The 12716-nt window shown below is 55.9% G+C and carries 12 protein-coding genes; 4 read left to right on the forward strand and 8 right to left on the reverse strand.

Features of this window, described 5'->3' with window-relative positions; genetic code table 11:
- Positions 1–16 precede the first annotated feature (16 nt).
- Positions 17–2308, reverse strand: a complete 2292-nt coding sequence (locus DNI29_RS12420; protein ID WP_110978437.1) for a S46 family peptidase — start codon at positions 2306–2308, stop codon at positions 17–19.
- A 132-nt stretch (positions 2309–2440) separates the two neighbouring features.
- On the opposite strand from DNI29_RS12420, the gene yidD reads away from it, so the two are divergent.
- The 3 genes from yidD (at position 2441) to fbaA (ending at position 5176) form a co-directional block, all read left to right on the forward strand.
- A complete protein-coding gene (gene yidD, locus DNI29_RS12425) occupies positions 2441–2662 on the forward strand; it encodes a membrane protein insertion efficiency factor YidD (RefSeq protein ID WP_110978438.1) in 222 nt (73 codons plus the stop codon).
- 365 nt (positions 2663–3027) lie between these two features.
- Positions 3028–3921 (forward strand): SdiA-regulated/phytase-like domain-containing protein, encoded by an 894-nt coding sequence (locus DNI29_RS12430; protein WP_110978439.1) that lies wholly within the window; start codon positions 3028–3030, stop codon positions 3919–3921.
- Between the two features lie 166 nt (positions 3922–4087).
- Positions 4088–5176: a class II fructose-bisphosphate aldolase gene (fbaA, locus tag DNI29_RS12435; RefSeq protein WP_110978440.1), complete on the forward strand. Its 1089-nt coding sequence runs from the start codon at positions 4088–4090 to the stop codon at positions 5174–5176.
- 87 nt (positions 5177–5263) lie between these two features.
- Here the strand turns inward: fbaA and lgt are convergent, their stop codons facing one another.
- The 7 genes from lgt to DNI29_RS12470 all read right to left on the reverse strand — a co-directional run bounded on the left by lgt (position 5264) and on the right by DNI29_RS12470 (position 11989).
- The gene (lgt, locus tag DNI29_RS12440) at positions 5264–6259 is read right to left on the reverse strand and encodes a prolipoprotein diacylglyceryl transferase (protein WP_110978441.1); all 996 of its coding nucleotides are present in this window, start codon (positions 6257–6259) and stop codon (positions 5264–5266) included.
- 120 nt (positions 6260–6379) lie between these two features.
- Entirely contained in the window at positions 6380–6664 is a 285-nt protein-coding gene (locus DNI29_RS12445; protein ID WP_110978442.1) for a protein kinase family protein, read from the reverse strand.
- Positions 6657–7289, reverse strand: coding sequence for an RNA polymerase sigma factor (locus DNI29_RS12450; protein ID WP_202910440.1), 633 nt, complete (start codon positions 7287–7289; stop codon positions 6657–6659). The genes DNI29_RS12445 and DNI29_RS12450 overlap by 8 nt, the downstream gene beginning before the upstream one ends.
- Positions 7290–7503: 214 nt before the next feature.
- Positions 7504–9438, reverse strand: a complete 1935-nt coding sequence (gene nadE / locus DNI29_RS12455; protein ID WP_110978443.1) for an NAD(+) synthase — start codon at positions 9436–9438, stop codon at positions 7504–7506.
- 146 nt (positions 9439–9584) lie between these two features.
- Positions 9585–10334, reverse strand: coding sequence for a ribonuclease III (gene rnc, locus DNI29_RS12460; RefSeq protein ID WP_110978444.1), 750 nt, complete (start codon positions 10332–10334; stop codon positions 9585–9587).
- Complete coding sequence (gene fabF, locus DNI29_RS12465; protein ID WP_110978445.1) at positions 10334–11587, reverse strand: beta-ketoacyl-ACP synthase II; 1254 nt, start codon at positions 11585–11587, stop codon at positions 10334–10336. Before fabF ends, rnc begins: the two co-directional genes overlap by 1 nt.
- A 165-nt stretch (positions 11588–11752) precedes the next feature.
- A complete protein-coding gene (locus DNI29_RS12470; protein WP_019948606.1) occupies positions 11753–11989 on the reverse strand; it encodes an acyl carrier protein in 237 nt (78 codons plus the stop codon).
- A 161-nt stretch (positions 11990–12150) separates the two neighbouring features.
- Between DNI29_RS12470 and DNI29_RS12475 the strand changes: the two genes are divergently transcribed.
- Complete coding sequence (locus DNI29_RS12475) at positions 12151–12579, forward strand: IPExxxVDY family protein (RefSeq protein ID WP_110978446.1); 429 nt, start codon at positions 12151–12153, stop codon at positions 12577–12579.
- Positions 12580–12716: the final 137 nt, after the last annotated feature.

A 12716-nucleotide genomic window follows, 5' to 3' on the forward strand; every position in this document is an offset into this window, starting at 1 on the left:
GAGGTAGCAGACTGGCTTACAGCGCTGCCGCGTCTTTTTTGCGCTTGATTTTGGTTTTACCGCCGTTTTCGGTTTTAACCTTCATCTTCTCCACGTCGCTCATATCTACATTGGAGGCGGAAGCGGCAGGACCCACACCAGGGTTCGGGCCGTTGTTGACGATGGTCATTTCATCAACAAGATGCCTGGCACCGCCCAGCTTTTCAATGCACCAGAGCACGTAGCGGATATCGGCGTTGATGCAGCGCTTCAGCTCAGGGTCATAGGCAAGGTCGCCGGTCATGGCTTCCCAGTTGCCATCGAAGGCCAGACCGATCAGCTCACCGCGGCCGTTGATAACGGGCGAGCCAGAGTTGCCGCCGGTAATGTCGTTGTCGGTGATGAAGGCTACTGGCAGGTTACCGCCTTTGTCGGCAAAGCGGCCGTAGTCTTTCATTTTCAGCAGCTCCAGCTCCTTCTGGGGCACTACAAACTCGGGGTTGGTAGCGTCCTCCTTCTCCAAAATGCCCTGGCCGGTAGTTTTGTAGTCGTAGGCTACTGCGTCGCGGCCTTTGTAGGGGCGTACGGTGCCGTAGCTCAGGCGGATGGTAGAGTTAGCATCGGGTGAGTACACCTTCTGACTATTTTTTTCGCGCAGCGCCGCTACGTACTGGCGGTTGGCCTGGCCCAAGCCACCTTGGGCAGCCTGCAGCTTCGGCACGATATTCTGCACGTAGTTCTGATACACCGACTGGTAGGTTTTGTAGGCCGGATCGGCTTCGAGCTTGGCCAGCGTGGGGGCAGCCAAGAAGGCATTGAGCTTGGCTTCCGAAGTCAGGAAAGACGTGCTGAACACATAATCGGCGTACTTCTGCATGGAGCTGCCGTACTGCTTCTGTACCGTCTGGAACACATCGGGCTGCTGAGCTTTGGGCACATCCTGCATGTAGAGCCCCATCAGGGCCGCAAACACCTTTTTGTCGGTGGAGGCATTATAGTCTTTGAAGTGCTCTGCCATAGGCTCTTTCAAATCAGCCACTGCTTTATCAATAGCTGCTTTGTCGCCGGATTTCAAGGCCGTAGCGAGGGGCTGCAGGCGGGCCGCCTGCGTCACGATTTCAGTGCCGAAAGCAGCCTCGTTCACATACTGGGTGCTCAGGTTGTACTCACGCATCTTTGCGTAGGCCTCGTTGATGGTGCTAAGCGCGTCGCCGTACTTTTGCACACGGGCCTGGTCAGCCCGAATCCACTGGTCCAGTGCAGCTTCCTCGGCTTTCTTCTGGTCCACCGTTTTCAGGCGCTTCATGCCTTCGTTCTGCCCAATGAAGTACTTCCAGTAGTTGGCAATGTTGGCGTACTTCGAAGCGTATTTCAGGCGGAGCGCGGCGTCTTGGTCCATATCTTCTTTCCAGAGCTTCAGGCGCGTATCGCGCAGCTTGATGCGGGCGGGGTTTGTCTGATCAAGAGTCAGTTGGAGTCCAGCAGCCGGCAGGAAGCGCTGCGTACGGCCGGGGAAGCCAAACACCATAGCAAAGTCGCCCTCGTTGATGCCTTGCAAGCTTACGGGTAGGTGCTTTTTGGGCACGTAGGGTACGTTGCCCGCTTGGGGGGTAGCGGTGGGCTGGTTGTTCTTATCGGCGTATACCCGGAACATCGAGAAGTCGCCGGTGTGGCGGGGCCACATCCAGTTGTCGGTGTCGCCACCAAACTTGCCCACGGCTTCCGGCGGGGCGCCTACCAAACGCACGTCGCCGAAGCGCTGATAAATAAAGAGGTAGTACTCGTTGCCGCCAAACATGTCGCGCACGTAGGCCACGTACTTACCATTTTCTTTGGCGTTGTCGGCTAGCTCGCGCTGGCGCTTCTGCACGGTGGCCATGCGCTCCTGCTCGGGGGTAGTGGCTGAAATACCGTCCAGCACTTTGCTGGTTACGTCTTCCATGCGCACCAGAATATCCACAAACAAGCCTGGGTTCTGCTTTTCTTCAGCCCGCGAAGCAGCATAGAAGCCGTTTTGCAGAATGTTGTTCTGCGGGGTGCTATGGCTCTGAATGGCGTCGTAGCCACAGTGGTGGTTGGTCAGCAGCAAGCCCTGGCTGCTCACAAACTCGCCAGTGCAGAAGCCGCCCAGCTGCACCACGGCATCCTTCAGGGAAGCATTATTAATGTCATAGATTTCCTCGGCCGTCAGCTTCAGGCCTTTTTTCTGCATGTCGGCGTGGTTAAGCCGCTTTACGAAGAGCGGCAGCCACATGCCCTCATCGGCATGGGCCGCGAGGGGTAGCAGCAGCGTCAGCAGCAGGGCTTTGGCCCAGTGGGTAGTACGCATACGTGGGTGGTTTTAAGAAATAAAATCAATGCACGAAGGTACAAATCTGGCTGTTCTGGTATTGGCTTCCACGCCGGAACGCCCACGCCGCCCGCAAAGCCCGGCTGAATTTCTCCGACATTTGCCCTTACCATGTCCTACCTGTTTCGCCAGTTGCTGCTGGGCCTGCTATGGGTGTACCGCCACCTGATTTCGCCGCTCACGCCAGCCAGTTGCCGCTATACCCCTACTTGCTCGGCCTATGCCGTAGAGGCCGTTACCAAATACGGCCCCTGGCGTGGCGGCAAGCTGGCCCTGCGCCGCATCAGCCGTTGCCACCCCTGGGGCGGCCACGGCTACGACCCGGTGCCCTGAAGTAAAATGATGTGTTGATTATGTCTATCGGCACGGTATATCGGTAGCCCCTACCCCTTCTTACTTCTTCAATCCGTTTGGGGCAGCATACTAGAGAAACAAACGGGCATATGACTCTTGAAAGCCCCAGTGGGACGCCGCTCAGCATTGAAGGGTCCCCGCCAGGGCTTTGAACCGTTTAGGGGGGTAGGGCCTACTACCAGTAAGCTGATTTTACCGCGCTACAGGACGGATAGAACCACTAATTCACCAACTCACTACCGCACAATTTCACCACTCATCAGCTTCTACTGCGTATAAGGGGGTGTTATTGCTGCGGCGGCCATTGGCTGCGGCAGCTTTTTTTTCACTTCCACGCTACCTCTATGCGCATTGTCTTCCTTACCGCCGTGCTGGCGGGTTTGTTGTTCAGCGGCTGTTCCGAAGCTCAAACCCAGGAAGCCAGCGACGGTCAGAAGCAGGAGAAATCAGAAAAATCGGGCAAGAAAAAAGGCAAGAAGGGCAAAGGCATAGCCGACATTTCTAACCTGACGCAGGTAGGCAAGATGAACGGCGTTCCGGAAAGCTCTGGCTTGGCCCTTACCGGCGAAACCGGCAGCTTCTACACTCACGGCGACGAAGGAGCGCGCCCGATTCTGTTTAAAGTAGATGCTACCGGCCGCACGCTGGCCGAATTAGAAGTACCTGTGCAGGGCGACGACTGGGAAAGCATTACCCGCGATACCCAGGGTAACCTCTACATCGGCGACGTAGGCAACAATAACAATAACCGCCGCGACTTAGTCATTTACCGCCTCAACCCGAGCAATGTCAAGCAGGTCCAGGAAATCAAGCTCAAATATCCCGATCAGCAGGATTTCCCACCGGCCAAGCAGGACCAGAACTTCGACTGTGAGGCTACCCTCTGGAACGGCGGCAATGTGTATCTGTTCACCAAAGACCGGGGCCAGGGCCAGACCAGCAAAGTGTACGCCGTGCCGGATCAGCCTGGTTCTTACACGGCCCGCCTCATTACCAAGCTCGCTATTCCCGGGCAGGTGACTGATGCGGCCCTCAGCCCCGACGGGCGCCGGCTGGTGCTGCTGGCCCGGCAGGAAATGTTTGTACTGGAAGGCGGCAGCTTTGAGGAAGCCCTGAAGGCCACCCCGCAGCAGATTTCCTTGAAAGGTGCTGGCCAAACCGAGGGCGCGGTTTTCACCGACAACGCTACCCTCTACATCAGCTCCGAGCAGGGCGCCCTCTATAAATACAGTTTCTAGGCCCGAATTCTGTACGACGAAGGCTTATTCATGGCGGTACACAGAGGGAGGTTTTGCCTCGCCAGGTGTTATGCTATGGATAGGCCTTTTTCTTTTCCTTAAGTTTGGCCTAAGATTTCGAAACCAGGCGCGGCCTTTCCCCGACCACGTCATCACTACCCAGCAAATGGCTGAACAAACCACCCTCACCGGCCTGCGCGCCGGCGTGCTGCACGGCGACGAAGTGCAGCAGCTCTTCGAACACGCCAAAGCGAATGGCTACGCTCTGCCCGCCGTCAACGTCACGGGCACCGACACGGTGAATGCCGTGCTGGAAGCCGCCCGCGACCTGAACTCGCCGGTAATTATTCAGTTCTCGAACGGTGGTGCCCAGTTCTATGCTGGCAAGGGCCTGCCCAACGACAAGCAGCAAGCCAGCATTGCCGGTGGCATTTCGGGTGCCCAGCACGTACACCTGATGGCTGAGGCCTACGGCGTACCTGTAATTCTGCACACTGACCACGCCGCCAAGAAGCTCCTGCCCTGGATTGATGGCTTGCTGGAAGCCGGTGAAAAGCACTTCGCTCAGTACGGCCAGCCCCTGTTCAGTTCGCATATGCTGGACCTTTCGGAAGAGCCGATTGAGGAGAACATCGAAATCTGCAAGGAGTACCTGAAGCGCATGTCTAAAATGGGCATGACGCTGGAAATTGAGCTGGGCGTAACTGGCGGCGAAGAAGATGGCGTAGACAACTCCGACGTTGATTCCAGCAAGCTTTACACCCAGCCTTCCGAGGTAGCTTATGCCTATGAGGAGCTAAGCAAAATCAGCCCGCGCTTCACTATTGCCGCCGCGTTCGGCAACGTGCACGGCGTATACAAACCCGGCAACGTAAAGCTGCAGCCCGTTATCCTGAAAAACTCGCAGGATTTCGTGAAGGAAAAGTTCGGTCTGGAGGCTGAGCGTCCTATCAACTTCGTATTCCACGGAGGCTCAGGCTCGTCGCAGGAGGAAATCCGCGAAGCCATCGGCTACGGTGCTATCAAGATGAACATCGACACTGACCTGCAGTGGGCGTTCTGGGATGGTATCCGGGGCTACTACCAGAAAAACGAAGGGTTCCTGCAAAGCCAGATTGGCAACCCTACCGGCGAGGACTCGCCCAACAAGAAGTACTACGACCCGCGCGTGTGGCTGCGCAAAGGTGAAGAAACCTTCATTGCGCGCTTGAAAACCGCTTTCGAAGACCTAAACGCCACCAACCGCCGCTACTAGCCGCCGCGCGTATTCCGCCACAAAAAGGCCCCGCTCTCAGCTGAGAGCGGGGCCTTTTTGTGGTACACCTATTGGAATAACAGCTTCTTATTTGCGACTGGCAGCCGCTTCCTGAGCAGCCTGCTCTTCCAGGTCGCGGGGGGCGTACCCGTAAGGGTTCTGCGGGTCTTTGCCGGCGCGCCACACCACCCATAACCCAATAAAAATCAATGGGACGCTAAGCCACTGGCCCATATTCAGGCTCATATTCTGTTCAAACGCTACCTGGTCTTCCTTGAGGAACTCAACTAAGAAGCGGAAAGAAAACAGCAGTACCACAAACAGACCAAATAGCTTCCCACGCGGCGTACGCTCCTTGGTGCGGTTCCACATGCTATACAGCAGCGCAAACAGGAAAACGCAGAACAACGATTCGTAAATCTGGGTAGGATGACGGGGCACGGCCACTTCCGTATTCGCAGCTACTGCCCCCGTTATAGGTTGAGTTTCTACTTTAATGGTGCCATCGGCCTCGCGCAGACGCTGCACCGCTACTGAGCCGGCCGGCACAGGTTGATCGGGGCGCGGCTGCTGCAGGTGCTCTACGTCGCGCGGAAACACGAAGGCCCAGGGCACCTCGGTGGGGCGGCCCACAATTTCCGAATTCATCAGGTTGCCCAGCCGAATCAGGGCGCCACCCACGGCTACTACCAGCACAATCCGGTCAAGCGTCCAGAGCCAATCAAATTTGTTGTTCCGGCTGAACAGCCACACGGCGAAGATGATACCGATAGTAGCGCCGTGCGAGGCGAGCCCACCCTGCCAGATTTTGAAGATATCCAGCAAGTTGTCTTTGTACTGGTCCCAGTCGTAGAAGAATACGTGGCCAAGGCGGGCGCCCAGCACCGTGCCCAGCAGCATGTAAATGGTAATGACATCAACCCAGCGCGGCGACACCTTCTCCGAGCGGTAGATATGGGACAAGATGAACGTACCCACCACAAAGCCCGACATGAACAATAGGCCGTACCAGCGCAGGGTTAGCGGCCCAATTTCCGCGAGGATGGGGTTGGGGCTCCACAAAATGGCGCTCAGAAAACTCATAAGCAGAAAGAAAAGGATTAGGAGCCGAAAGTACGGAAACAGATGTTGTTGCGCCTATTGTGTTACATCAAGGTAAGCGCAGATTTTAGTAGGTGACCTAGCTGCAGACAAGCACTCTGCTTATTTACTATCAATGCAGATGCGGCATTGATTAGCAGAATCAATCGAGCGCCCAACAGCCCCGTCTCCGCTGAGCATCAGCATAATACCCAGCATGGCGGCATAGCTAGGCCAGCGCAGCCAAACGGGTAACAGTTGAAACCCTTCTGATGCTTCACTGATGATTCGGGCGCGAACCCTATTATAGAACATGGGCTGGGGTTGGGCGCCTTGCTGAGTGCGCCACTGATGCAGCAGGTTGTTCCATTCTTCGTCGGCAGTAGGGCGAGTAGGGGAATCAGGCATGATGCGGAGGAAGCAAAAGATGATTTCGAAGGGTTTTGCGGGCGCGAAACAGCAACGATTCGACGGCTGGCACAGTAGTCTTGAGAACCGCTGCTATTTCCTCATAGCTTAATTCCTGCTCGTAGCGCAACGTGAAGGCTACCTGTTGCTGACCAGGTAAACGGGCAATATGCGCGAGTAAAAGCTCTACTTGCTGCTGCCCTTCCAACTGCGCCTGCGGGTGCGCATGATCAGGCGGCTCGTGCAGCACTTGGTTGCTAAAGCCTAGCAGACTAGTGAAATAGGCAAAGCGTTTCTGAGCCCGAGCCCGCTGCTGGTGTTTCAGAGCCCGCGAAGTAGCCAACCGATATAGCCAAGTGCTTAGAGCAGCCTCGCCTCGAAACCTGCCTATGGTTTGGTAAACTTCCACAAATACTTCCTGCGCCACGTCCTCGGCATCCTCCGGCGAGCGTAGCAGAGCCAATACCGTGCGGTAAATACGATTTTGGTATCGTTCCACCAGTGCGCGAAATGCATCCTCGCTTCCCTGTTGCAGTTGTGCTATCAACTCGGCCTCAACAGAGGAAGTGCAGACATGCGCATGAGCTAGGAAGCCGGAGGCAGCAGACAGCGGGAGGGTACACACAAGTGAAAGAAGAACTAAAAGATAGAAACGACACCTACTCAGCGTCCGATCTTTCCCGCGACTACTGAGGTGATATCTACTTAGGCCCGATTAATACGGAATACTTGCGCCTATCCTTCCATCTTTTTATAAAGCACTTAATCACAGAACAGTATACTACAAAACGCTTGTACTACCCCCTCCTCTGAAGCGGAAGCCCTACCCACTAAAACAGCTACAGCTTATTTAGCTCCTCGGTAAAGCCACCACTCAGAATAGGGAAGCGCAGCCAGGAACGCGGGTCCACGTTGTAGTCGTCGAGGTGGAAGGCCGGCGCGAACCGCTCGCGCTTCCACTGGTTGCGGCTCCAGAGGCTATAGAAGCGCTTGACATAGGTTTTAAGCTGCTCAGCATCCATATCAGGCTGCTCTTCCGCCAGCGTTGCCAGCACCTGTTGCGGACTCAGGCGGTTATAGAAGGCCAGGCGCTCTATACGGTTAAGCAGGGGGTAGGGCATCAGGTCCCGCTCGTCAGTTTGCTTGTCTTCCAGAGGGCGCAGCTCGGCCGTAGGCTGCAGGTTATTTACATGTCGCAGGGCGGGGTAGTTCAGTTCCGTTTCAGCCCAGCGCAGCCACTCTTTCACAAAAGCCTTATCAACGCCGCCAATTGGCGAAATGGAGCCGGCCGTGTCGCCGTCCATGGTGCAGTAGCCCACACTGGCCTCCGAGCGGTTAGAAGTAGTCATGAGCAGGCAATTCTGCACGTTTGCCAGCAGCCAGATGCTAGGGGCACGCACCCGGGCCTGAATGTTCTGCAGGGCAAGGTCGTCGGTTTTCCAGCTTAGCTCCCGGTTCAGAGCGTGTTCAATTTTGCCTACGTAGCCGGTTACTTCCTCGTCAATGGTCCAGTTATAAAACACAGCCCCAATGGAATCGGCCAGCTCTTTGGCGGAGTTAAAAGTATCGTCGGAAGAGTTTACGGTGCCTTGGTAAGCGCAGGTTAGCAGGCGGCGCGTAAGCTCCTTATTAATGTCGGCTTGCTGCTGACTTGGCTGGGTATGGGAGGCATCTTTGGGGCCTTGCATGTTCTGGTCTGGGGTAGGCGCGGCCGGGCCGGCCAGTCGCTCAATTTCCTCAGCAGTGAAGCAGCCCGCACGGCGCATGAATTCGGCAGTACCTATTTCCGCCGTACCTAACCGCACTAACTCTGCCACGGCCACAGCACACATCACTGAGTCGGCACCGCCCGACAGGCTTAGCACAAAGCCCCGGCTCCGGGCCTTGCGCATGTAGTCGAACAGGCCCAGGCTCAGGGCTTGGTTTAGTTCGCGGTACTCATCGGGGGTAGGCAGGGGCTGAATCTCGTCGGCCCGGACCTGCTCGGTGGTAAAGTCCACGTCCACGCACTCCATGTCTACCTCCTTGAAACTCATCAGCTGGTTACGCATCAGCAAATGGCCATTACGAGCCACTAGAATCTCGCCGTCGTAGATGATGCGGCCAGCTTCATTGCCCAGCAAGTTGGCGTAGAGGTAGGTGCAGTTAAAATTGCGCGAGGCATTCAATACCAGCTTGTAGCGCAGGTCCGTCTTGCTCATGGCAAAATGGCTGGCCGAGGGATTCACAATCAGATCTACCCGTCCCGTAAGCCGAGCGGCCGGCCGCAGGTGGTCTGGCCGCCAAGCGTCTTCACAGATTTCAAACCCGAACTTAACGCCTTTGTGCTCGAAGATCATGTCGCCCAGAGGCCACTCCTCCCCTTCCCACTGCACGGTAGTTGTTTTGCCAGCAGGCCAGGGCGTAAAAAAGCGAGGCTCATAGTGCACGCCATCGTAGGCCATAAACTGCTTAGCCGCAAAACCCAGAATCTGTCCGTCGCGGAGCACAGCGGCCGTATTGTAGGTACTATTATTCAGGCGCACTGGCAGGCCTACTGCCACGCAAATACCTTCGGTCCAGGGCCGGATCTGCTGCAAATGCGCCAGCGCCGATTCCGGCATCCAGTCACTCAGAAACAAGTCTTCGCAGCCATAGCCTGTTAGGCAGAGTTCGGGCAGGCAAAGTAGCTCTACTCCGGCCGCTTTGGCCTGCTCAATGGCTTCGCGGATGGTCCGCAGGTTATGGGTCCAGTCAATAGGTACCTGGTTGAGGGCGGCGCCGGCTATTCGCATAGGTCAGAAAGTTCGTTTTACAAATCAACTCCTTTTCTCCGGTTCAGGTTGCCCTCTGAGAAAACACCGCGTCCTCTGCCAGCTAAGATCGTTGTTACGATTCTAGTGGCAGAGGACGCGGTGTTTTCCCAAAGTGTATAGTGTTCCTACACCCCCAATACTTCTAAAGCTCGTTCGGCGGCCAGTTGCTCGGCCTGCTTTTTACTAAGTCCCATGCCGGTAGCCACTGGGTTTTCATCCAGCAGCACGGTAGCCGAAAACTCCATTACGCCGCCAGGCCGGGCTTCACCGGTCAGGTCGTAGCGCAGGTTTTTCCCCTGGCGCTGGGCCCACTCAATGAGTTTGCTCTTAAAGTTGGTGGTCGTCTGGGTCATGGCCTTCACATCCACGTAGGGCTTAATCAGGCGGCCGAGCACAAACTTACGGGCGGTTTTGTAGCCTTGGTCAAGGTACACGGCTCCTACCAGCGCTTCTAAGGCGTTGCCATTGACAGAACGGGAACGAGCGGCCCGACCCTGACCGGCGTCCAGCTGCACCAGCTTGTCAAGCCCAATTTTGAGCGCAATGCCGTTGAGGCTCTCCCGGTTTACGATGCGGCTGCGCATCTCTGTTAGGAAGCCTTCTTGCTCGTAAGGAAATTTACGAAACAGGTACTCGGCTACTACTGTGCCCAGCACAGCATCGCCTAGGAATTCCAGCCGCTCATTGCTTTGGTGGCGGGCCTGCTCGCCCTGTAGCCGCACCACCGAGGAGTGCGTAAAGGCCAGCTGGTACAGCCGCACATTATCGGGCGTGTGACCGGTAAGCGTGGCAATGGCCTGCCGAAAGGCCCGGTCACGACCCAGCAGTCGGCGGAAAAAGCCAAACAACGGCAGGGGCTGACCGGGCCTAGGCATTAGTCGCGGAGTTTACGGAAGATGACCGACGTATTGTGGCCGCCAAATCCGAAGGTGTTGCTCATAGCCACGTTTACCTCGCGGGCCTGGGCCTTATTGAACGTGAAGTTCAGTTTAGGATCCAGCTCCGGGTCGTCGGTGAAGTGGTTGATGGTAGGCGGCACGATGTTGTGCTGCATGGCCAAAATACAGGCTACTGCTTCAATAGCGCCAGCACCACCCAGCAGGTGACCCGTCATGCTCTTGGTAGAGCTGATGTTCAGGTTGTAGGCATTTTCGCCGAATACCTTCTGAATGGCTTTCACCTCGGCCCCGTCGCCCAGCGGAGTGCTGGTACCGTGGGTGTTGATGTAGTCCACTTCAGCCGGTGAAATGCCAGCGTCGCGCAGGGCGTTCTGCATTACCAGCACTACGCCGTTGCCTTCCGGGTCCGGAGCCGTAATGTGGTACGCATCCGCCGACATGCCACCACCAATCAACTCGGCGTATATTTTAGCGCCACGGGCTTTGGCGTGCTCATACTCTTCCAGCACCAGCGAAGCGGCACCTTCCCCGAGTACAAAGCCGTCGCGTTCCTTATCGTAGGGGCGCGAAGCCAGCTCCGGCTCATCGTTCCGCTCGCTCATGGCCTTGAGGGCGTTGAAGCCGCCTACCCCCGATTCGGTGATAGCCGCCTCCGAGCCACCGGTCACTACCACATCGGCCATGTTCAGGCGGATGTAGTTGAAGGCGGAAATGATGGAGTCAGAAGAAGACGCACAAGCCGAGGTAGTGACGAAGTTGGGCCCCCGAAACTTGTGGCGAATGGAAATGTTGCCCGACGCGCTGTCGGCAATCATCTTCGGAATAAAGAAAGGATTGAAGCGAGGTGTGCCGTCGCCGTTAGCGAAGGCAATGCACTCGGCTTGCAGCGAGGTAAGTCCTCCGATACCGGAGCCCCAGATAACGCCTACGCGGTCTTTGTCAATGCCTTCCTCATCCAGTTTGGCGTCCTTGATGGCCTCATCGGCAGCAATAAGGGCAAACTGGGTGAAGATGTCCATCTTCCGGCCCTCCTTGGTAGGGAAGTATTTATCCGGGTTATAGTTCTTCACTTCGCAGGCGAAGCGGGTCTTGAACTTGCTGGCATCGAATCGGGTGATGGGGGCGGCCCCACTCACACCGGCTTGCAGTCCTTCCCAGTAGGTAGGGGCGGTGTTGCCCAGCGGGGTAATAGCACCCAGGCCGGTCACGACAACTCTCCGAAGAGACATAGGCTGGCTCAGAGAAGCGAAAGAAAGGAATCAGTAAAAAAGCAAAACGGCCGGCGGCAGGCCGGCCGGTAAGCACTTGTAGGGGGTAGGTAATGAGTAGTTGGTAGTAAGTACGCCTACACAAGGCCTTGCCAAGTCCAACTACTTACTACCAAGTACCTATTACTATTTAGCGTGCTCTTCGAGGTAGCTGATAGCCTGACCCACGGTACCGATATTCTCGGCTTGATCGTCCGGGATAGACACGTTGAATTCTTTTTCGAACTCCATGATGAGTTCAACAGTATCCAGCGAGTCAGCGCCCAGATCGTTCGTGAAGCTAGCCTCCGGAGTAACTTCCGAAGCTTCTACGCCAAGTTTATCAATGATGATGGCCTTTACTTTTTCTGCAATTTCAGACATTTCCGTGGGGGTTTAAGGAAAACTCGGCACAAATAACACCATCTTCGCTAACATTGTCAAACTTCCTCCCCTAATCTTCCTGGCACAAGATTATGACCCGTCGAGTTCCGTGAGGGTACTGTGGTGCCTATTTTTGCGTTTCCTTTCCTTTGACGCTGCCCATGAAAACCCTTACACTCGATGTAGAGTACGACTGTGAGTTTGACCTGTTTGGGCTGGTGTCATCAACGCGGGAGCATACCCTGGCCTGGATTCTGAACCGAGCCCTAAAACTCCGCTTAGTTAAGCAGCAGGACCTGATTTATGACCTGTTCAATAAGGGCCGCCTCGTAATCAGCAACTACCTGTATGCAACGGAGCACTTCACGCTGCGGCTGTTGCGCAATCGGTCCGTTGATCCATCGCCCCTAAAAAAGCCCTACCTCGCTCCCGACATTAAAGAGTACGACTACCTATTGCAGATAAGCAATGGCACGGGCCTGCTGGCCGCCGAGGAGTTACTGGCGCAGCTGACGGCGCTGCCGGAGGTGCAATTGGTCAGTCAATTCGACCCAAATGACCTTAAATTCAAAGAAAATCTGCTCTTTTGAGAAGTAAACAGCCGTCATCCTGAGTTGGGCACAGAACCTTGCTAGTACAGATCCTGATGCCCTAGCATCAGAGGGCCCGCTGTCTGCTAGGCTGTTGCCTTATTCAGGATGACGGCTGTTTGACCATCTATCACGCA

The sequence above is a fragment of the Hymenobacter sediminis genome, from assembly GCF_003231285.1.
Classification (GTDB): Bacteria; Bacteroidota; Bacteroidia; order Cytophagales; family Hymenobacteraceae; genus Hymenobacter; species Hymenobacter sediminis.